The following is a 19374-nucleotide window of genomic DNA, read 5'->3' as shown; positions in this document are numbered from 1 at the left end:
GGAGTCAGAAAGCCATGCCACCGAAGCACAGCGCCGACTCTTACGGCGAGAGCAACAGCAGCAGCACCCCGGTCCAGCTCGGCGACAACTCGCAGGCCGCGGGCATCGTCTCGTCCGCCCGCGGTCGTTCGGACGGGTTCGAGATCGGCGCCGACCGCGCCATCACGAACCCGCCGAACTGGGAGAGCGCCCCGAGCAGCCAGGACCTGTGGAACCAGGCCAACCTCGGCAACGATCCCAGCACCGCGACGTCGATCGGCCAGTCGTGGACCTCGCACGGCAGCAAGCTGAGCCAGGCGTCGAACGACCTCTACAACGCGATCTCCGAACTGGGCGCCGCCTGGATCGGCCAGGGCGCGGCGAGTGCCCAGGGTTCGCTGGTGGCCATCGCGAACTCGGGTTCGCAGGCCTCCGAGGCCGCGAACACGATGGCGGACAGGCTGCAGAAGCAGGCCGACGCGGCCACCAAGGTCAAGCTGATGCCGAAGCCGACCAACTACACCCCTGAAGGCGCGCTGGGCCAGGCCCTCGCCGCGGGCCCGGTCGGCATGATCACCGACCAGAAGCCCCTCGCCGACCAGGACAAGGAAGTGCGGGCGGAGCAGGCCAGGTTCCTCGAGGCCTACACCAAGGAAATGAGCGAGGTCGACGGCTCGACCCCGAGCTTCGGCCCCGAATCCCTCGGCATGAAGCCGACGGCCACGCACAACAGCGTCGGCTTCAGCGGTGTCGGCAACGTCGGCGGCGGAGGCCTCAACTCGGGCGCCGTCTCCGGCACCCCGGTCCTCGCCGGCACGCACGGCTACGGCGGTGTGCAGCCGGGCGGCACGGCTCCGGTCGTCCACGCCGGTCCGGACTCGGGCGTGTTCTCGCAGGCCGGTTACAACCCCGCCACCGGGAACCTTCCGGCTTCGGGTGTCGCGCCGGGTGCCGGTGTCGCGTCCGGTGCCGGTGCCCCGATGGCTCCGCACGCCCCGGCGGCGAGCGGCGGCGGCGGGCTCGGCCAGGCGCTCACCGCGGCCGGTCTCGGCGGCGGCCTCGGCTACGCCGGTGCCAAGGCGCTCGGACAGGGCAACAAGTCCGGCGCCAAGGACAGCGACAGCACCGACGCCGCGGCGACCGACAACAAGGGCCCCGCGCAGAGTGCCGCGTCCCAGGCCGTGCCGCAGCAGGGCATCGTGTCCTCCAGCGGCACCATCGGTGGCGGCGCCACCCCGCCGATGCAGGGCATGGGCGGCGGCATGGGCATGGGTGCCCACGGCGCGCAGGCCGAGCAGGAAGAGGAGCACACGCACGCGTCGTTCCTCATCGAGCCGGACCCGGACGACGCCTTCGGCGCCAACGAAGCGACCCCGCCGCCGGTCATCGGTGCCTGGACCGAAGACGACGATCGCTAGAGCGGTTTTCACCGGGCGCGCGGCCGAATCGGCCGCGCGCCCGCTGACTTGTTTGGGGGCGGAAGATGGCGAACGGTGAGCTGCTCACTGCGGTCGATCTGGACTTCCTGTGGGAGAGCGCGAACGCCGGAGAGCTGCCGTATCCGCTGCGGCTCCGCTCGCACGGGGCGACCGTCGACGAACGCGGCGCGCTGCGGACGCAGACGCTCCAGTCGCTGAACCAGCGTCGTCTGGCCGATGAGCGCGGGCGCCCCGAACCCCACATCGAAGACTATTTCGGCGTCCTCGCGAGGCCGGATCTGAGCCTGGACTGCGTCCAGCTCAACAACCCGAACACCGAACCGCTGCTCGCGGTCGCGTCACTGCTCGGCGGCCAAGGCCTCCTGACGGTGCAGGACCAGCGCGGTTTCCACTTCCACCCCATCGCCCAGGACGGCCTCGCGAGCGCGATCGTCTCCCTCCTGCCGCCGGGTTCGCGCGGCACGGAGAAGTCGATCACCCTCCCGCTGGACGGCCTCGTCGGAGCTTCGGGGGCGGACTTCCTCCAGCGTCGGCAGCCGCAGGTCGACGGTTCGGCGACGTCCGACGAGGACCGCAAGGCCCTTTCGCGGCTCCAGGCGCAGCCGCGGCTTCGCGGTGGCCAGTTCGGCGCCAACGCGCGCAGCAAACACGGCACGCGGAGCCGGTCTTCGGTGCTGAGCTGGTTCGACACGCAGTCCGGCCGGTACTTCACGCAGGCCACCCGCGGTTCCGACGGCCGGGACTGGATCACCATCGCGCCCGCGGATCCGGCGACGCTGCGGCAGCGGCTCACGGAGCTGCTGGGGAAGATCGCTTCCGAGGCCACTCTCGCGCGCTGATCGGCTCCCGCACGCGTGTGAGGCCCGAAACGGACACTTTCCGCATCCAGCCGATGACTGTCGTACCCCTTCGCTATCGTGAACCCTCTGGGTGTCCCGAGGCCCAGAAGTCAAGGTGCCGGGAGGGCACGGAGCAATGCATCAGGAACACTTCACGCCGATGGCGTTCGACTTCCTCTGGGAGTCCGCCGAGCTCGGCGACCTGCCTTATCCGCTGCGCCTGCGTTCGCACGGCGCGACGGAGGGCGAGCGCCGCGCGCTGCGCAACCGCGTCGACGCCGAACTCCAGGCCCGCGGCATCCGCGACGACAGGGGAAGGCTCGAGCGGAGGATCGAGGACTGGCTGTATCTCCTCGCCCGCGGCTCACTGACCATCGACGCGCTGCACATCCCCGATTTCCAGGTCCCGACGATCGCCTTGCTCGGCGCCACCGACGGCCGTGACGGGGTGATCGCCATCCAGGACCAGTCCGGGTTCTGGCTGCGCGAGGCGCCCGCCGACGGGCTCCCGACAGCGGTCGTCGACCTGCTGCCCCCGGGGCACCGCGGCTCGGAAGCGTCCATCACGCTGCCGATCGACGACGCCCGCCGCACCGAGCCGATCCGTGGCGCCGTCAACCCGACGAAGCAGGCCGAGGAGCCCGAAGCGGCGAAGATCCGTCGCAAGGACAAGTCCCGAGTCTCACTCAGTGAGCGCGTCACGGCGGATCCGCGCGAGGCGTTCGGCAAGCTCACCGGCCAGCCGCGGCTGCGCGGCGGTCAGCTGGCCGCGAACAGCCGGTCCCACGTCGGCGCCAAGCAGCGGTCCCGCGTCCTCGGCTGGTTCGACACCGCCAGCGGGCGCTACCTCAGCACGTCACAGGCCGGCCCGGACGGACGCGAGTGGGTCACCGTCTCACCCGCCGACGTCAAGACACTGCGCATGCGGCTGGGCGAAATGGCCGCCGGTGTGGCGGTCGACACACGTTAGGGTGGCCCACGCGCTCACGCTCCGGGAACCCTCGCGAGGCGTCCGCCGTTGACGTCCGAGAGGCTCACCACCCTCGTCCGTCCAGGCGGGCGGTATCCTGAGGGGCGGGTGTCGGAGCACCATGGGTCGTCAAGATCGTGATGGCGGGTAACAGCAGGAGCCGCCCAACCAGGAAGGGTCGAGGCCACCAGGGCCGAGTCGTATGAACCGGAAGAGCGTGCTCAAGAACCCAGTGCTCTGGATTCTCGCGGCGGTACTGGCGTTTCTCGCATACAACACGATCTTCGACAGTGATCGTGGCTACACCCAGGTGCCGATCTCGATCGCGAATCAGCAGATCACCGCGAACAACATCAAGGAAGCCTCGCAAGAGGACAAGGAGCAGCAGGTCAAGCTGCTGCTGAACAAGAAGATCGAGGTCGACGGCCAGCAGGTCGACCAGATCATCGCGCAGTACCCGGCGAACGTCGCGGGCACCGTCTACGGGCAGCTCATCGGCCTCAAGAACGGTGACAACCCGGTCAAGTTCACCACCAAGGTCACCCAGCAGAACGTCCTCACCCAGATCCTGATCTTCGCCATTCCCTTGGCGCTGGTGCTGGGCCTGCTGATGTGGATGATGAACAACGCGCAGGGCGGCGGGAACCGCGTCCTCAACTTCGGCAAGTCGAAGGCCAAACAGCTCAACAAGGACATGCCCAAGACGACCTTCGGGGACGTCGCGGGCGCCGACGAGGCCGTCGAAGAGCTGTACGAGATCAAGGACTTCCTGCAGAATCCGGCGCGATATCAGGCTCTCGGCGCGAAGATCCCCAAGGGCGTGCTGCTCTACGGGCCGCCCGGTACCGGCAAGACGCTGCTCGCGCGAGCCGTCGCCGGCGAGGCGGGCGTGCCGTTCTACACGATCTCCGGTTCGGACTTCGTCGAGATGTTCGTCGGTGTCGGCGCCTCGCGGGTCCGTGACCTGTTCGAGCAGGCCAAGCAGAACGCGCCCTGCATCATCTTCGTCGACGAGATCGACGCGGTCGGCCGCCAGCGCGGCGCCGGCCTCGGCGGCGGCCACGACGAACGTGAGCAGACGCTGAACCAGCTCCTCGTCGAGATGGACGGCTTCGACGCGCGCGGCGGAATCATCCTGATCGCCGCGACCAACCGTCCCGACATCCTCGACCCGGCGCTCCTGCGTCCCGGCCGCTTCGACCGCCAGATCCCGGTGTCCGCACCGGACATGCGCGGCCGCAAGGCGATCCTCGAGGTGCACGCCAAGGGCAAGCCGATCGCCCAGGGCACCGACCTGAACAGCCTCGCCAAGCGGACCGTCGGTATGTCCGGCGCCGACCTGGCGAACGTGCTCAACGAGGCCGCGCTGCTCACCGCCCGCCAGAACGGGCACGTGATCACCGACGCCGCGCTGGAGGAGTCGGTCGACCGTGTCGTCGGCGGCCCCGCCCGCAAGAGCCGGATCATCTCCGAGAAGGAGAAGAAGATCACGGCCTACCACGAGGGCGGGCACGCGCTCGCCGCGTGGGCGATGCCGGACATCGAGCCGGTCTACAAGCTGACGATCCTGCCGCGCGGGCGCACCGGCGGTCACGCCCTGCTCGTCCCGGAGGACGACAAGGAGTTGATGACCCGTTCGGAGATGATCGGGCGCCTGGTCTTCGCGATGGGCGGCCGGACCGCGGAGGAGCTCGTCTTCCACGAGCCCACCACCGGTGCCTCCTCCGACATCGAGCAGGCGACCAAGATCGCCCGCGCGATGGTCACCGAATACGGTATGAGCGCCCGGCTCGGCGCCGTCAAGTACGGCCAGGAGCAGGGCGACCCGTTCCTCGGCCGCTCGGCGGGCCGCCAGGCGGACTACTCGCTGGAGGTCGCGCACGAGATCGACGAGGAGGTGCGCAAGCTCATCGAGACCGCGCACACCGAGGCGTGGCACGTGCTGAGCACCTACCGTGACGTGCTGGACGAGCTGGTCATCGAGCTTCTCGAGAAGGAGACGCTGACCCGCAAGGACCTCGAGCGGATCTTCGCGACCGTCGAGAAGCGCCCGCACATCACCATCTTCAACGAGTTCGGTGACCGGAAGCCGTCCGACAAGCCGCCGATCAAGACCCCCGGCGAACTGGCGATGGAGCGCGGCGAGCCGTGGCCCCCGCCGGAGGAGAAGAAGGAGCAGCCGGTCCTGCAGCCGGCGCCGACCCCGGTCGGCACCGCGCAGGGTGGCGGCGACCTTCCCGGCGGCCCGCCGTACGCGGCCCCGGTCCCGCCGCCGGACCCGAACGCCAACCCCTACGCTCCGCCGCAGCCGGGCGCCTACCCCAACGGTGGCCGCCCGAACGGTGGGCCGAACGGCACCGGCCACTGGCCCCAGGCATATGGTGGGCAGCAGCCGGGCGGTCCGGCAGGCGGTTACCAGGGTGGGCCCGTTGGCGGCCCGCCGAACTACGGGGCTCCTCCCGGATGGACCCCGGCGACCCAGCCGGGCGGACAGCCGAACCAGCCCTGGCGTCCCGCCGAAGATCGCCCGCGTGACACCTGGTTCGGCGGCGAGCCGGGCCAGCCTGGCGGTCAGCAGGACGAAGGACAGCAACGGCGTGACGACGGACAGGACGACACCAAGCGTTAACGGCGAAAGCCCGGTCTTCGACCAAGACCGGGCCGAGAAAGCCGTACGCGAACTCCTGCTCGCCTGTGGTGAGGACCCGGACCGGGACGGTCTCTTGGAGACCCCGGCCCGGGTCGCTCGCGCTTACCGGGAGATGTTCGCCGGGCTCTACACCGAGCCGGACCACGTCCTGGACCGCACGTTCGACGAGGCGCACGAAGAACTCGTCCTCGTGACGGACATCCCGATGTTTTCAACCTGTGTGCCCAGCAAACAGACGGTGAACGCTGTCGGTGGTCGTAAGCAGGCTGCCGAAGTCGAAGTCGGTGACAAGCTGTGGACTCTCTCGGGCGGCCAGGTCGAGGAGACCACGGTCACCGAGATCAGCTCGCACCAGACTCGCGAGCTGGTCGAGGTCACAACAGCGGGCGGAAGCTTCAAAGTCACTCCTGACCATCCTTTGGCTACGCCCAAAGGCTGGGTGGAGGCCAAAGATGTCGAGGGTTCCTTCATCGAGTGGACCCACGCGCGCAAGCTTTGCCGGGATCGATGGAAGCCGAAGTTCGGATACGACTTCGGTTATGTAATCGGTGCGACCTGCTCGGATGGGACTGTCGCCGAGCGCTACGTCTCGCTAGTGGTAAACGACCGTGACTTCGCGAAGAAGTACGCCGAGTCGCTCTACCTGGCCTTCGGGATCGAGGCGAAGCTCGAGCCGGTCACGCGGCCGTCGGGCTACCTAGAACGTGACGTGCCGGGATTCCGGGTGCGAGTCGTCTCGTCGTTCCTCGCGGATTTGATGCGCCAGTACGTCGGAGGCGACGCGCACCACCAGCGGCAGCGCTTCCCCATGGTCGTGCTCAACGATTTGAGTACGTTCAACGGATTTCTCGACGGGTACGTGGACGGCGACGGCTTCCGGCACAAGAAGATCGCGGGCCGAACCATCGTCAGTGCGAACGTCCCCTTCCTGGAAGATCTGGCCACGGTCATCGGGGCACGGTTCACCCCCAGGAGCGGAGGGATCGCCTCTCACCTCTATGTCGCCGACAGCTGGTTCCGACGACACGGCTTCCCACAAGATGACTACACAACTGATCTCATCGAGTCGGAGTACGTCGAGGTGGAGTCCGTCCGGCCGGTGAAGGCCACGGGAACCAAGCCCTACACGGTGTACAGCTTCAAATGCGAGCCTCACCCGACGTTCCTGATCTCCGGTCACCTGACGCACAACTGTGAACACCACTTGGTGCCCTTCCACGGTGTCGCCCACGTCGGCTACATCCCGAACGGCCACGGCAAGGTCACCGGCCTGTCCAAACTGGCCCGCCTCGTCGATCTCTACGCCAAGCGCCCGCAGGTCCAGGAGCGTCTCACCTCCCAGGTCGCCGACGCGCTCATGCGCAAACTCGCGCCCCGCGGCGCGATCGTCGTGGTCGAGGCCGAGCATCTCTGCATGGCCATGCGAGGCATCCGCAAACCCGGCGCCCGCACGACGACGTCGGCCGTGCGCGGTCTGCTGAAGTCTTCGGCGTCCTCGCGGGCGGAGGCGCTGGACCTGATCAAGGGCCGTCGATGACCGCCCTGCCCCGGCCCGGCCGCTGCGCGGTGATGGGCATCCTCAACGTCACACCCGATTCCTTCTCGGACGGTGGCCGCTACCTCGGCGTCGAGCAGGCGCTGGAGCACGCGCACGAGATGTGGGCGCGCGGCGCGGACCTGATCGACGTCGGCGGGGAGTCGACGCGGCCGGGAGCGTCCCGAGTGGACGCCGAAACCGAGATTTCCCGGATCATGCCGGTGATCCGCTCACTCGCCGCCGACGGTGTCGCGATGTCGGTGGACACCACTCGCGCCGAGGTCGCCTTCGCCGCCGTCGAGGCCGGCGCGTCCGTCATCAACGACGTGTCCGGCGGGCTGGCCGATCCGAACATGGCGAAGGTCGCCGCCGAGACCGGGGCGCCGTGGGTGCTGATGCACTGGCGCGGGCACAGCAAGGACATGAACGCGCTGGCGTCCTATGAGGACGTCGTCGCGGAGGTGCGTGCCGAACTGCTGTCCCGAGTGGACGAAGCTGTCGCCGCCGGTGTCGACAGCGGCGCGATCGTGCTCGACCCCGGGCTCGGTTTCGCGAAGGACGCAGAGCACGACTGGGCGCTGTTGAACGGCCTCGATTCCTTTCTGGCACTGGGATTTCCGGTTCTCGTCGGTGCTTCGCGCAAACGGTTCCTCGGCCGCCTCCTGTCCGGAAAGGACGGAAAGCCCGCCCCGCCGGACGGTCGCGAGAACGCGACCGCGGCCGTGTCCGCGCTCGCCGCCGCGGCGGGCGCGTGGGGAGTGCGGGTGCACGAGGTCGGCGCGAGTATCGACGCCGTGACCGTCGCGGCGGCTTGGCGGAAGGGGAGTCCTGTTGTCTGACCGGATCACGTTGACCGGGTTGAGGGTCTTCGGCAGGCATGGGGTCTTCGACCACGAGAAGCGCGACGGGCAGGAGTTCGTCGTCGACATCGTGGTGTGGCTGGACCTCGGCCCGGCCGCCGCGTCCGACGACCTGACCAAGACGCTGCACTACGGCGAACTCGCCGAGCTCGCCGCCGGGATCGTGGCAGGCGAGCCGTACGACCTCATCGAGAGCGTCGCCGGGAAGATCGCCGACGAGGTGCTGCGCGACGAGCGGCTGACCGCCGTCGAGGTGACGGTGCACAAGCCGTCCGCGCCGATCCCGCTGAATTTCGACGACGTCGCGGTCACGGTGCGGCGGGAGCGATGAGCCGCGCGCTGCTTTCGCTCGGTTCGAACCTGGGGGACCGGCTCGCGTTCCTTCAGTCCGCCGTCGACGCCGTGCGGCCCGCGGTCGTCGCGGTGTCGTCTGTCTACGAGACCAAGGCGTGGGGTGTCGAGGACCAGCCGGACTTCCTCAACGCCGTCGTGCTGGTGGACGATCCGGCGCGCGATCACTGGGACTGGCTGCGCACCGGACAGGCGGCCGAGCGGGCCGCCGAACGCGTGCGCGAGGTCCGTTGGGGGCCGCGCACGCTGGATGTCGACATAGTGACCGTGGACGGGGTGCGCTCCGACGACCCCCAGTTGCTGCTTCCTCATCCCGGCACGCCGGAGCGCGCGAGCGTGCTGATCCCCTGGCTGGAGATCGAGCCCGCCGCGGTGCTCCCCGGCCACGGTCCCGTCGCCGACCTTCTCGCCGCCCGCCCCGCTTCGGACCGCGACTCCGTCCGCCTGGCTTCCTTCTCCCTCGCCTGACCCCGCATTTAGGGCGTGTTTCACAAGTCTGTTCGATGGGCTTCGTGATCCAGGTGGTTCCTGGCGGTGCGGGCGGATCGCCCTCGTACCGGGTCGTACTCGGGCGCGTCTGCCCGTGCCGTCAGGGGCCGCCTGGGCGCGAAGACCGCGAACTTGACTTGTGAAACACGCCCTAGAGGACTAACGAGTCCTGTCGCACCCCCAGAGGCGTGTCCCGGGAGCCGGGTGGCATGTCGCGAAAGCCACTTTCGGGACATCAGACGTCGCGAAAGTGGCTTTCGCGACGTGAGTGTGGCGGGCAAAGGGGCAGGTGACGCGTCGGTACAGGTGGTCGTGAGTGGCAAGTGGGGTTAGAACGACACTTGCCACTCACGACCCCCTCGACCGACGCCCTCCCCAACCCGGTCGCCCGCGTTTCGTCCTCTAAATGCGGTAGTTCGCGCAATGCGGTAGTTCGCGCCACGAACCACCGCATCCGGAGGACGAAATGCGCGGGAGGGGCGGGGCGATAGCAAAGGTCCCCTGCTACCCCAGCGCGGAGCGAAGAGCGGCGACGACCCACTCCGCCTGCGGCATCTGCGAGGGGAACGACGGCCAGCCGTTCATCTTCCCCAGCAGGAACCAGTACCGCTCGGCCTTCGGGTCGGTGCTGATCGCCATCCCGTCGGCCAGCCGCTTCCGCCAGGCCGGATCGGCCGGGTCCCGTCCGTTCCGCGAAGACTGCGCGAAGATCGTCTCCGCCAGTTCCCGGCCTTCGGGCGAGTCCGGCGCGAGGCCCGCTTCGAGCGCTTCGGCCGCCTTCGCGCTCCACGCCATCCACAGCTCTTGCTGCTGCTCGCCGAAGTCCGCCCCGTCCTGCTTCCGGAGCTGCGAGTGCCACTCGCTCATCCGGCGGATCGAAGCGCGGAACTCCTCGTCCTGCACGAGCTCGGCGAACTCGATCCACGCTTCCAGCTGCTCGGGCGTCGGGTCGTCGGGCAGTTCCGGTTTCGCCGAGCGCATCCGCTCGTAGAACTGCGGATCCAGTTCGAGCCCTTCGACCATGTCCGCCCAGAACTCGTCGAGCAAGCGTTTGCGGTCTTCGTCCGACATCGACGCGAGTTTGTTCATCAGTTCGACCTCCTCCAGTGGTGAGTCCCGTTTGGCCACCGCTCGCAGGACCGCTCGGCGCAGCTCCAGCCGCCGGATCTGCTCGTCCAGGGCGGCGACGTGCTGGACCGCGAGGTCCCCGATGGTCGCTTCCCTGGTCAGCGCCCGCTCCACGTCCGCGAGCCCCAGCCCGAGCTCCCGCAGCGTCCGGACCAGCTCCAGGCGCGCCATCGCGGTGGCGTCGTAGAGGCGGTAGCCGGAATCGGTGCGGTCGGTCGGTGGCAGGAGCCCTTCGTCGGAGTAGAAGCGGATGGTCTTCACCGGCAGGCCGGTCCGTTTGGCCAGCTCCCCGATGGTGAAAACCGCTGCGGTGCCCATATGCTTCATCGTCGACTCTCCAGTTGGTGGAGAGTCAAGCCTGCCAGGTAGCGTTGGACCATGCACTTCACCCGGCCACGCGAGCTGGCGGTGGCCGGCCTCCTGGGGTTGGTCCTGGCCTATCTGCTCTTCCAGGTCGCCTACGGATCCATCCCCGCGCTTCCGCTCTTCGCCGGAATCACGTTGCTCGTCCTCGCGCTCTGCGAGGTCGTGCTCGCCTTCATCGTCCGTTCGCGGATCAAGGAGGGCCGGGTGCTGTCCGCGATCTCCGTCGCCCGATCGGTGGCCCTCGCCAAGGCCTCTTCGCTCGCCGGATCCGTCATGACGGGTGTCTGGCTGGCGGCTTTCGCGTATCTTTTTCCGCGACGTGACGAACTCCTCGCGGCGACCGGTGATCTCCGGTCGGCGACGGTCGGGATCGTCAGCTCGGTGGTGCTGGTAGCTGCGGCTTTGTGGCTCGAACACTGCTGCCGGACCCCCGAAGGCGGCGATCGGGACCGCGATCGGAAGCCGACCGGTTAACGCTTGAGAGGCACCGCTCGAAGTACCGACTAGGTCTCGTTCGGATTACTAGAAGGTACGGTGTTGGGCATGACCGGGGTGGGTGACGACTCGCGCGGCCGCCTTGCGGGTAGGCCGTGGCTTGTCGTCGGCTTGGTTCTCGCCGTCGGCGCGACTCTCGCATTGGTGCTTTCCGACGACCTCCGCTTCTTGCGGCTGGGCATCGTCGCGGCGCTGTGGGCCGCCTTGATCGGCGCGTTCCTGGCGGTCCGCTACCGAAAGCACGTTTCCCACAGCGAGGACGCCGTCGCCGAGGCACAGGCCGTCTACGAGCTGGAACTGGAACGCGAGATCTCCGCCCGCCGCGAGTTCGAGCTGGAGATGGAAGCGGAGAACCGGCAGGCCGCCGACAGCCGTTCCCAGGACGAGCTCGAAGCGCTCAGAGCCGAGGTGAGCGCTCTGCGCGAGAGCCTCCAGTCGCTCTTCGGCGGTGGTGAGGTCCTCCTCGAACGCGTCGCGCTCACCGCGCAGGCCACCCGGATGCGGTCCCTCGACAACAAGCAGCTGATGAGCGCGGGGTCCGAGAACGGCAACGGCAAACCCCAGCTGATGGCGGCCAAGAGCACCACGATCGACGTCGACGAGCGTGAACGCGAACGCGAGCGCCCGACCGAGATGATCGACCGCGTCCTCGAACCCGCCGCCGCGCGGGCCGGAACCCCGCCCGCCGCCCGCCGCAAGCCGGCGAACGGCCAGGCCAACGGTGCCAACGGGTACGGCCAGAACAATCAGGTCCCCCGGCCGAAGCCCGCCGACGAATCGACCCGCCGCAGCATGCGCAAGGCGGACGCCCGCGCCTCGAAGGCAGCGGAGGCGCTCGCCGCCGAGGCCGCCCGCCGCGAGCGGCTCGAGATGTCCAACCCCGGCATGTCGCCCGCCGAGATCTCCCGGCCGATGCCGAGGGTCGACGCCAAACGCAAGACCCCGCCGCCGGTGACCCCGGCCGAGGTGTCCCGCCCGTCGATGCCGGGCGTCTCGCGCGCCGAGGTCTCGCAGCCGTCGATGCCCACCATCGCGCGGCAGCCCCAGCGCCCCGAACCGCCGCGTCCGGATCCCCAGCGTCCGGATCCCCAGCGCCCGGAACCCCAGCGCCGTCCGCAGCAGCAGCCGCAGCAGCCCTCGCTGCAGCAGCGTCTCGACGCGGGCACCGTGCAACGTCCTCCCGCCACGCGCCCGGAGGAGCCGACCCGGACGCAGACGCCGCCGGTGAAGCCCGCCGCGCAGGCGAAGCCGGTCAAGAAGGTCGAGCCGGACCGTCCCCGGCCGAACCGCGAGCTCGGTATGACCAGGCCCGGGATGAAGCCGGTCGAACGGTCCGGTCCGGCCGGTGGCACGCCGCCGCCCGCGAACAAGCCCGCCGCCCCGGCGGAGGCCACCGGCGAGTGGAAGTCGTCGTGGACGCAGGAACGCCCGGTCTCCGACCTGAGCGCCGCGTTCCCCAGGAAGGACGACTTCCAGGACCGGCTCCGCCCCGCGCAGCCGCCTCAGCCCAAGCCTCAGCCCCAGCAGTCGGCGTCGTTGCCGCGCCCCGAGCCGCGTCGTGACCCGGAGCCCCCGACCCCGCTGTCGATCCCGGTCGTGTCCGAGCCGCCTCGCCGGGCCGAGCCCGTGCGACCGCCGGAGCCCGAACCGGTGCGCCGTCCGGCCGCCGAGGCGCCGTCGCGGCACAGCCCGCCCGTCGAGGAGCCGCCCGCGGTCAACCCGACGCTGCCCGAAGAGGTCCGCTTGTCGCAGAACGGCAGCGGCGGACGCCGTCGCCGGGCCGCGGAGGACTCCTCGGTCTCGATCACCCCGGCCCCGAGCGCCCCGGAGCCCGCCGGTGGCGGCCGTCGCCGTCGTCCGGACGGCGAGCCCCCGGCCTGGCAGGGCAACGAATCCACGGGCGGCCGTCACGGCGGCAGGCGGTCGAAGCCGGAAGACGAGGCGCCGTCCCGTAACGGGTCTTCGCACAGCCGTCCGGAGACTCCCGCCGCCGGCTCCCACGCTTCCGGCCGGTCGGTGATGGACCTGCTCGCCGCCAACGGCGCGAACGAGTCCACTCCGCGGCGCAGGCGGCGTGCCGAAGACTGACCCCGTACCGACGGTAGGGTGACCCGCTGTGAGCGAGCCTTCCTCCCCGGCGCCCGGTCCCGACCGGGCCCGCCGGTCTCGGTCGATCACCGTGCTGCTGCCGGTGCTCGGGCTGATCGCCGTCGCGCTGTGCGGGCTGTTCGTCTTCGGCACGGTGACCGAAAAGGTCGGCCTGCCCGCGGTGACGATCGGTGTGCTCGCGGCGCTCGTCCCGGTCGCCGTGGTGGTCACCGCGTTCCTGTGGGTCGACCGCTGGGAACCGGAACCGCCGAACCTCCTGCTGCTGTCCTTCGTCTGGGGCGCGTGCGTCGCGACGATCATCGCCCTGCTGCTCAACAGCGGTGCCGAGGCCGTCGGTGACCTGCTGCTCGGCAGCGGCGGAGGCGGCAAGATCAGCGGCCTGATCTCCGCGCCGCTGGTCGAGGAGGCCGCGAAGGCCGCCTTCATCCTGTTGCTGTGGTGGCGCCGCCCGAGCGAGTTCGACGGCGTCGTCGACGGGATCGTCTACGCCGGGTTCACCGCGGCGGGGTTCGCCTTCACCGAGAACATCTACTACTTCGGCCGCGCCTTCGCCGAGCACGGCTTCGGGGACGGCACGAGCGCCGGCGTGCTCGCGGCGTTCTTCCTGCGCGGCGTGCTTTCGCCGTTCACGCATCCGCTGTTCGCCGTGATGACCGGGATCGGGCTCGGTGTCGCCGCGAGCACCAAGGTTCGCTCGCTGCGGATCCTGGCGCCGATCGGTGGCTACATCGTCGCCGTGCTGCTGCACGCGCTGTGGAACGGCGCCGCGCTGCTCGGTGGCGCCAAGACCTTCCTGAACGTCTACTTCCTGATCATGGTGCCGCTGTTCATCGGGGTCTTCTCGGTGGTGCTCATGCAACGCCGCCGCGAGCAGCGGATCGTCGCGGCCGCGCTGCCGATGATGGTCGACGCGCGCTGGATCGCGCCGTCGGAGGTGCCGCTGCTGGCCAGCCTGTCCGGACGGCGGTCGTGGCGGAAACAGGCGCGGAAGCAGTCCGGACGGGACGCGGCGAAGGCCGTCGGCCGCTACCAGGCCAGCGTGACCGAGCTCGCCTTCCTGCGGCGCGGCCGGAAGCTCACCGACGAGGCGAAACAGCGGCAGCGTGAACTGCTGCGGGTGCTCAAGACCTCGCGCGCCGAGGCCGTGAGGCTGGCCGACGGTGCCCCGCGAGGGTGACTTCGAACAGGTGAAGCTGGTCACGAGGGCCGTTTCAGACGCGTGCCGGAGGGTTACCCTCGCGCCGTCGTCCGGTACCCGCGACCGCCGAGCGGGACTGGAACGAATTGAGGAGTTTTCGACCATGAGCGTCCACTGGCGCACGCCATGATGAGGCCCGCTCGCCTGGCCGTGGGCGTCGTGTCCGCCGGCCGGGTCGGCAGCGTCGTCGGCGCCGCGCTCACCAGGGCCGGGCACACCGTCGTCGCCGCGTCGGGTCTTTCCCACGCTTCGGTGCGCCGGGCGGAGCAGCTGCTCCCCGACGTGCCCCTCCTGCCTCCCGACGAGGTCGCCCGCCGTGCCGACCTGGTCCTGCTGGCCTTGCCCGACGACGCGCTCGCCGGGATGGTGCGCGGTTTCGTCGCCACCGGTTCGCTGCGCCCGGGGCAGATCGTCGTGCACACCTCCGGGGCACACGGCATCGACGTCCTCGCGCCCGCAGCCGAGGCCGGGGCGCTGCCGCTGGCCCTGCACCCCGTGATGACCTTCACCGGCCGCTCCGAAGACCTCGACAGACTGGCCGCCTGCAGTGTCGGCGTCACAGCCACAGAGGGTGACGAAGCGGCGTGGAACGTCGGCGAAGCGCTGACCATGGAGATGGGCGCGGAGCCCGTCCGGGTCCCTGACGAAGCGCGAGCGCTCTATCACGCGGCGTTGGCGCATGGCGCGAACCACCTGATGACACTGGTCGCCGACTGCGCGGAACTGTTGCGGGAAGCGGGAATCGCCCAGCCCGAACGCCTGGTGGCTCCGTTGTTGTCGGCGGCGTTGGATAATGTTCTGCGACACGGGGACCGGGCGCTGACCGGGCCGGTGGCCCGTGGTGATCTCGGCACCGTGCGTAAGCACCTCGCGGTGCTGGCGGAACGTGGCCCCGACATCGCCCCGAGCTATCGAGCGCTGGCCAAGCGCACGCTGGCGCGCGGCGACGCCGCCGGGCTCCTGGACGCCTCGGCCGCCGCCGAACTCACCGAACTCCTCAGTGATCCAGCCGATCCCGCAGATCCCGCCGAAGGGCAGCAAAACCAGTGACCACACCGAAATTCGCCCGAGGCACGCTGCACACCTTCCAGCCGCCGGAGCAGGTCAGCAAGGTGACGCGGGCCCTGCACGGGGTCGGCCGCAAAGTCGCGCTGGTGCCCACGATGGGCGCCCTGCACGCGGGGCACCGCGAGCTGATCCGCCGGGCGAAGCGGCTGCCGAACACTGTCGTCGCGACGTCGATCTTCGTGAATCCTCTGCAGTTCGGGGAGGGCGAGGACTTCGAGGCGTACCCGCGTCCGCTGGACAAGGACCTCGAGGTGCTGAAGGAGGACGGCGTCGAGCTGGGCTTCCTGCCCAAGGCGTCGGATCTGTACCCCGACGGCGCCACCGTCACGGTGCACCCCGGCGAGCTCGGCGACGAGCTGGAAGGGGCGGTTCGGCCGGGGCATTTCGCCGGCGTGCTGACCGTGGTGGCGAAACTGTTCAACATCGTGCGGCCGGACTATGCCTTCTTCGGGGAGAAGGACTACCAGCAGCTGGTGCTGATCAAGAAGATGGTGCGTGACCTGAACTTCGAAACCCGGGTCATCGGGGTGCCGACGGTCAGGGAACGCGACGGGCTGGCGTTGTCCTCGCGCAACGTCTACCTGACCCCTGAACAGCGCGAGGACGCGATCGTGTTGTCGGCGGCACTCACCGCGGGTGCCTTCGTCGGACGCGACGGCGCGGAAGCCGTGCTGGCGACCGCCAGGCAGACCCTCGCCGCGCGTCCCGCGGTCGAGATCGACTATCTGGAATTGAGGGGAACCGACCTCGGGCCCGCGCCCGTCGACGGTGAAGCGCGGTTGCTGATCGCGGCCCGGGTGGGGAGTACCCGGCTGATCGACAACGTCGGTGTGGTGCTCGGTGCTGCCGCGGACCATCCGGAACACGCGCTGGACGCAGGGGAATAGGGAGAGTCCACGATGTACCGCACCATGCTGAAATCGAAGATCCATCGGGCGACGGTCACCCAGGCCGACCTCCACTACGTCGGATCGGTGACCGTCGACGAGGACCTGATGGACGCGGCGGATCTGCTGCCGGGCGAACAGGTGTCCATTGTGGACGTCACCAACGGCGCGCGGCTCGAGACCTACGTGATCGCCGGTGAACGCGGCAGTGGGGTGCTCGGCATCAACGGCGCCGCGGCGCATCTGGTGCACCCCGGCGACCTGGTGATCCTGATTTCGTACGCGCAGATGGAGAACGCCGAGGCGGCCGCGTTCCGGCCGCGGGTCGTCTTCGTCGACGCGGACAACCGGATCGTCGAGAAGGGCGGCAACCCCGGGCACGCGCCCGAGGGCTCCGGACTGATGAGCGGCACCGTGACGCTGGCCGACGACGACACGATGACCTTCCCGGTCGCCGAAACCGCCGACGCCCGCCGTCTCGACGCGCTGCTGCACGCCGAAAGCTGAGTCCTTGCTGCTCACGATCGACGTCGGCAACACCAATATCGTGCTGGGCCTCTACTCCGGCCACGAGCTGGTCGGAGACTGGCGCATGCGCACCGACGCGCGGATCACCGCCGACGAGCTCGCGCTCACCATGCGCGGGCTCCTCGGCCCGCACGCCGACGCGGTCACCGGGATCAGCGCGCTGTCGACGGTTCCCGCCGTACTGCGGGAACTACGCGTCATGCTTTCGCGGTACTACGGCAAGCTGCCGAAGATCGTCATCGAGCCGGGGGTGCGCACCGGCGTGCCGCTCCTGGTCGACAACCCCAAGGAGGTGGGCGCGGACAGGCTGGTGAACACCCTGGCCGCGCACCATCTGCACCCCACCACAGCCTGCGTGGTGGTGGATTTCGGCACTTCGACCAATGTGGACGCCATCTCCGCCAAGGGCGAGTTCCTCGGCGGCGCGTTCGCGCCCGGCATCGAGATCTCGGTCGACGCCCTGGCCGCCCGGGCCGCGGCGCTGCGCAAGGTGGAGCTGGCGCCGCCCCGGTCGGTGATCGGGAAGAACACCGTGGAATGCCTGCAATCCGGCATCCTCTACGGGTTCGCCGGCCAGGTCGACGGCCTGGTGAAACGGATCAAGCGCGAGCTGTCACCGGGCGGGGTGGACCCGGTCGCGGTGATCGCGACAGGCGGCCTGGCGCCGCTCGTGCTGGAGGAGTCGGAGACGATCACCGAGCACGTGCCGGATCTGACGCTGCTGGGCCTGCGGCTGGTCTACGAACGGAACCACGCCTCGGCCCGCCCGTGATCAGAGACGGAACTCGCGTGATCGAACACCGATCTCGCGTGATCAGAGACGGAACTCGCGTGACTGGACGCCGCACTCGTGAGTTCCGCCTTCAAGCACGCGAGTTCCGCCTCTGATCACGTGAGTCACGGGTCTGATCACGCGAGTCACGTCTTCGGTCACCGGAGCGAAGCGACGATCAGCACCCGGCGTGTCATGAGGTCCTGGTTCCGCAGCGTTTGTTCGAAGCTTCCGCGCAGCCTGTCCGGATCATCACCCGATTCGGCCGCCAGGTCCGCAACGCGTTCCAGTGACAGCTCCATGGTCCGTCGCTGCCGCACCCGCCAATCCGGTGTCTCCTCGTAGGAAAGAACGTCGAACCCGGCGGCCTCCAGCAGCGGGCGATGGTCGGCCACCTGCGGGGGCCGATTCACCGGTTGCCCGTCGAAGTCCCAGGTCGTGACCAGCAGCCGCCCGCCAGTCGCCAGAATCCGGGCGAACTCCACACAGGCGCGGGCCTTGTCCAGGGCGAAGAGCAGCGCGTCGATGCTCATCACCGCGTCGAAGGAGGCGTCGTCCAATCCGGTGTCCCCGAAGCTGCCGACGCGGAATTCGGCCGCCTCGACGGCCATGTTCTCCGCGCGGCGCCGTGCCGAAGCCAGTGCGGTCTCCGCGATGTCGACACCGGTGAGCGTCGCGTCGGTGCGGGCGGCGATCGCCAGCCCGGGCCCACCTCCGCCACAGCCGATGTCGGCCAGGCGCCCGCCAGGCCTGAGCCGTGCTTCGCGGGCGATGTGGTGCAGATCGGATCGGGTTACGAAGCTGTAGGTGTCCAGTTCGGCTGGGTACTCGTCGCCGTACACCTCGGTCCAGATCCGCGCGGACACCGCGGACGCGGGCGCGCCGAACGTGGCGGTGAAGGCTGCCTTCCAGTCGGTCACCGCTTGAGGGCCCGGAAGACCGTGGTGGTGATCGGCAGGTCGAATTCCCCCGAGGCGGTTTCCGGGTTCCGGTCGAGGAATTCCCGCGCCGTGCGAAGTTTGGCTTCACGTTCTTCGGGCGTGGCCACCAGCATGTGCGAATGGGTGGCGAAAGTCGCCACCAGCGATTCCGCCGTCCTGGGTTGTTTGTGGCCGAAAGTCTTCTTCTCGAACGGTTCGAAGGCCTCGTGTTCCGACAGCGATCGGTAGTCGTCCAGCCAGCGCCTGCTCACCGAGGTCTTGATCAGCGTGTTCAACTCGGTCAGCCAGCCCACCGACTCGTCGTCGTGGTTCCACAGCGCGGCGACGACTCCGCCCGGTTTCAGCACCCTGGCGATCTCCGGGTAGGCCCGGTCGAGGTCGAACCAGTGGAGGGCCTGGCCGACGACCACGGCGTCCACGGAGCCGTCCGGCAGCGGGATCCGTTCGGCCGTCCCGATGAGCGGGGCGACGGCGGGGAGTGACTTGGTGAGTTCTTCGAGCATTTCGGCGTCCGGTTCGACAGCGGTGACCGTGACGCCCAGCGCGAGCAGGCCCTCGCTGACCTTGCCGGTTCCCGCCGCGAGGTCGAGGACTCGTTCCGGTGTTCCCTTGGCGCCTGCCAGCGCCCAGGCCAGTGCCTTTTCCGGATAGTCGGGCCGGTGCGCGGCATAGGCGGCGGCTTCCGCGCCGAACGAGGCGGCGCGGCGAGCACGAAGTTCGGGTTCGATGCCGGGAGTGGATGAGTTCACACGATCCAGGTTAATGGAG

At 69.4% G+C, this 19374-nt stretch carries 17 protein-coding genes and 2 pseudogenes; 16 read left to right on the top strand and 3 right to left on the bottom strand.

Annotated elements, in window-relative coordinates; translation table 11 throughout:
* Nucleotides 1–14 precede the first annotated feature (14 nt).
* The 9 genes and pseudogenes from ACZ6YV_RS25355 to folK all read left to right on the top strand — a co-directional run bounded on the left by ACZ6YV_RS25355 (nucleotide 15) and on the right by folK (nucleotide 9093).
* Nucleotides 15–1397 (top strand): WXG100 family type VII secretion target, encoded by a 1383-nt coding sequence (locus ACZ6YV_RS25355; protein WP_465511989.1) that lies wholly within the window; start codon nucleotides 15–17, stop codon nucleotides 1395–1397.
* 65 nt (nucleotides 1398–1462) lie between these two features.
* Nucleotides 1463–2257, top strand: coding sequence for an ESX secretion-associated protein EspG (locus ACZ6YV_RS25350; RefSeq protein ID WP_465511988.1), 795 nt, complete (start codon nucleotides 1463–1465; stop codon nucleotides 2255–2257).
* Nucleotides 2258–2393: 136 nt separating this feature from the next.
* Nucleotides 2394–3227, top strand: coding sequence for an ESX secretion-associated protein EspG (locus ACZ6YV_RS25345; protein ID WP_465511987.1), 834 nt, complete (start codon nucleotides 2394–2396; stop codon nucleotides 3225–3227).
* A 202-nt stretch (nucleotides 3228–3429) separates the two neighbouring features.
* Nucleotides 3430–5856 carry an ATP-dependent zinc metalloprotease FtsH gene (gene ftsH / locus ACZ6YV_RS25340; RefSeq protein WP_465511986.1) on the top strand — a complete coding sequence of 809 codons (2427 nt, stop codon included), beginning with the start codon at nucleotides 3430–3432 and terminating at the stop codon, nucleotides 5854–5856.
* Nucleotides 5825–6097 (top strand): annotated as a pseudogene (locus ACZ6YV_RS25335) (GTP cyclohydrolase I); the annotation flags it as partial. The gene ftsH and the pseudogene ACZ6YV_RS25335, both read left to right, overlap by 32 nt.
* Before the next feature lie 972 nt (nucleotides 6098–7069).
* Nucleotides 7070–7414, top strand: a pseudogene (gene folE, locus ACZ6YV_RS25330) (GTP cyclohydrolase I); the annotation flags it as partial.
* Nucleotides 7411–8253: a dihydropteroate synthase gene (gene folP / locus ACZ6YV_RS25325; protein ID WP_465511985.1), complete on the top strand. Its 843-nt coding sequence runs from the start codon at nucleotides 7411–7413 to the stop codon at nucleotides 8251–8253. The pseudogene folE and the gene folP, both read left to right, overlap by 4 nt.
* A complete protein-coding gene (gene folB / locus ACZ6YV_RS25320) occupies nucleotides 8246–8605 on the top strand; it encodes a dihydroneopterin aldolase (RefSeq protein WP_020632060.1) in 360 nt (119 codons plus the stop codon). Before folP ends, folB begins: the two co-directional genes overlap by 8 nt.
* On the top strand, nucleotides 8602–9093 hold the full coding sequence (folK, locus tag ACZ6YV_RS25315; RefSeq protein ID WP_465511984.1) for a 2-amino-4-hydroxy-6-hydroxymethyldihydropteridine diphosphokinase: 492 nt from the start codon (nucleotides 8602–8604) through the stop codon (nucleotides 9091–9093). The genes folB and folK overlap by 4 nt, the downstream gene beginning before the upstream one ends.
* A gap of 525 nt (nucleotides 9094–9618) precedes the next feature.
* Here folK and ACZ6YV_RS25310 read toward each other — a convergent pair.
* Entirely contained in the window at nucleotides 9619–10560 is a 942-nt protein-coding gene (locus ACZ6YV_RS25310; RefSeq protein WP_465511983.1) for a MerR family transcriptional regulator, read from the bottom strand.
* Between the two features lie 60 nt (nucleotides 10561–10620).
* On the opposite strand from ACZ6YV_RS25310, the gene ACZ6YV_RS25305 reads away from it, so the two are divergent.
* From ACZ6YV_RS25305 to ACZ6YV_RS25275, 7 genes are all read left to right on the top strand, one after another.
* Nucleotides 10621–11082: a DUF3180 domain-containing protein gene (locus ACZ6YV_RS25305; protein ID WP_465511982.1), complete on the top strand. Its 462-nt coding sequence runs from the start codon at nucleotides 10621–10623 to the stop codon at nucleotides 11080–11082.
* A gap of 69 nt (nucleotides 11083–11151) precedes the next feature.
* Complete coding sequence (locus ACZ6YV_RS25300) at nucleotides 11152–13191, top strand: DUF6779 domain-containing protein (protein WP_465511981.1); 2040 nt, start codon at nucleotides 11152–11154, stop codon at nucleotides 13189–13191.
* Nucleotides 13192–13219: 28 nt separating this feature from the next.
* Complete coding sequence (locus ACZ6YV_RS25295) at nucleotides 13220–14389, top strand: PrsW family intramembrane metalloprotease (protein WP_465511980.1); 1170 nt, start codon at nucleotides 13220–13222, stop codon at nucleotides 14387–14389.
* Between the two features lie 135 nt (nucleotides 14390–14524).
* Complete coding sequence (locus tag ACZ6YV_RS25290) at nucleotides 14525–15460, top strand: Rossmann-like and DUF2520 domain-containing protein (protein WP_465512099.1); 936 nt, start codon at nucleotides 14525–14527, stop codon at nucleotides 15458–15460.
* On the top strand, nucleotides 15457–16365 hold the full coding sequence (panC, locus tag ACZ6YV_RS25285; protein WP_465511979.1) for a pantoate--beta-alanine ligase: 909 nt from the start codon (nucleotides 15457–15459) through the stop codon (nucleotides 16363–16365). Before ACZ6YV_RS25290 ends, panC begins: the two co-directional genes overlap by 4 nt.
* Before the next feature lie 12 nt (nucleotides 16366–16377).
* Nucleotides 16378–16872, top strand: a complete 495-nt coding sequence (gene panD / locus ACZ6YV_RS25280) for an aspartate 1-decarboxylase (protein ID WP_465511978.1) — start codon at nucleotides 16378–16380, stop codon at nucleotides 16870–16872.
* Between the two features lie 4 nt (nucleotides 16873–16876).
* Nucleotides 16877–17665, top strand: a complete 789-nt coding sequence (locus tag ACZ6YV_RS25275; RefSeq protein ID WP_465511977.1) for a type III pantothenate kinase — start codon at nucleotides 16877–16879, stop codon at nucleotides 17663–17665.
* A 158-nt stretch (nucleotides 17666–17823) separates the two neighbouring features.
* On the opposite strand, the gene ACZ6YV_RS25270 is transcribed toward ACZ6YV_RS25275, so the two are convergent.
* Nucleotides 17824–18585: a class I SAM-dependent methyltransferase gene (locus ACZ6YV_RS25270; RefSeq protein WP_465511976.1), complete on the bottom strand. Its 762-nt coding sequence runs from the start codon at nucleotides 18583–18585 to the stop codon at nucleotides 17824–17826.
* Nucleotides 18582–19355 carry a class I SAM-dependent methyltransferase gene (locus ACZ6YV_RS25265; RefSeq protein ID WP_465511975.1) on the bottom strand — a complete coding sequence of 258 codons (774 nt, stop codon included), beginning with the start codon at nucleotides 19353–19355 and terminating at the stop codon, nucleotides 18582–18584. The genes ACZ6YV_RS25270 and ACZ6YV_RS25265 overlap by 4 nt, the downstream gene beginning before the upstream one ends.
* Nucleotides 19356–19374: the final 19 nt, after the last annotated feature.

This window comes from Amycolatopsis sp. NPDC102522 (assembly GCF_055584485.1).
Note: the sequence above shows the minus strand (reverse complement) of the source record. Positions and strands in the feature narration are given on the sequence as shown.

Excerpts from the sequence above, each read along its gene's own strand:
- panD (WP_465511978.1), top strand. The coding sequence starts at position 16,378 with ATGTACCGCACCATGCTGAAATCGAAGATCCATCGGGCGACGGTCACC.
- ACZ6YV_RS25350 (WP_465511988.1), top strand. The coding sequence starts at position 1,463 with ATGGCGAACGGTGAGCTGCTCACTGCGGTCGATCTGGACTTCCTGTGG.
- ftsH (WP_465511986.1), top strand. The coding sequence starts at position 3,430 with ATGAACCGGAAGAGCGTGCTCAAGAACCCAGTGCTCTGGATTCTCGCG.
- folP (WP_465511985.1), top strand. The coding sequence starts at position 7,411 with ATGACCGCCCTGCCCCGGCCCGGCCGCTGCGCGGTGATGGGCATCCTC.
- ACZ6YV_RS25345 (WP_465511987.1), top strand. The coding sequence starts at position 2,394 with ATGCATCAGGAACACTTCACGCCGATGGCGTTCGACTTCCTCTGGGAG.
- ACZ6YV_RS25300 (WP_465511981.1), top strand. The coding sequence starts at position 11,152 with ATGACCGGGGTGGGTGACGACTCGCGCGGCCGCCTTGCGGGTAGGCCG.
- ACZ6YV_RS25305 (WP_465511982.1), top strand. The coding sequence starts at position 10,621 with ATGCACTTCACCCGGCCACGCGAGCTGGCGGTGGCCGGCCTCCTGGGG.
- ACZ6YV_RS25355 (WP_465511989.1), top strand. The coding sequence starts at position 15 with ATGCCACCGAAGCACAGCGCCGACTCTTACGGCGAGAGCAACAGCAGC.
- ACZ6YV_RS25310 (WP_465511983.1), bottom strand. The coding sequence starts at position 10,560 with ATGGGCACCGCAGCGGTTTTCACCATCGGGGAGCTGGCCAAACGGACC.
- folK (WP_465511984.1), top strand. The coding sequence starts at position 8,602 with ATGAGCCGCGCGCTGCTTTCGCTCGGTTCGAACCTGGGGGACCGGCTC.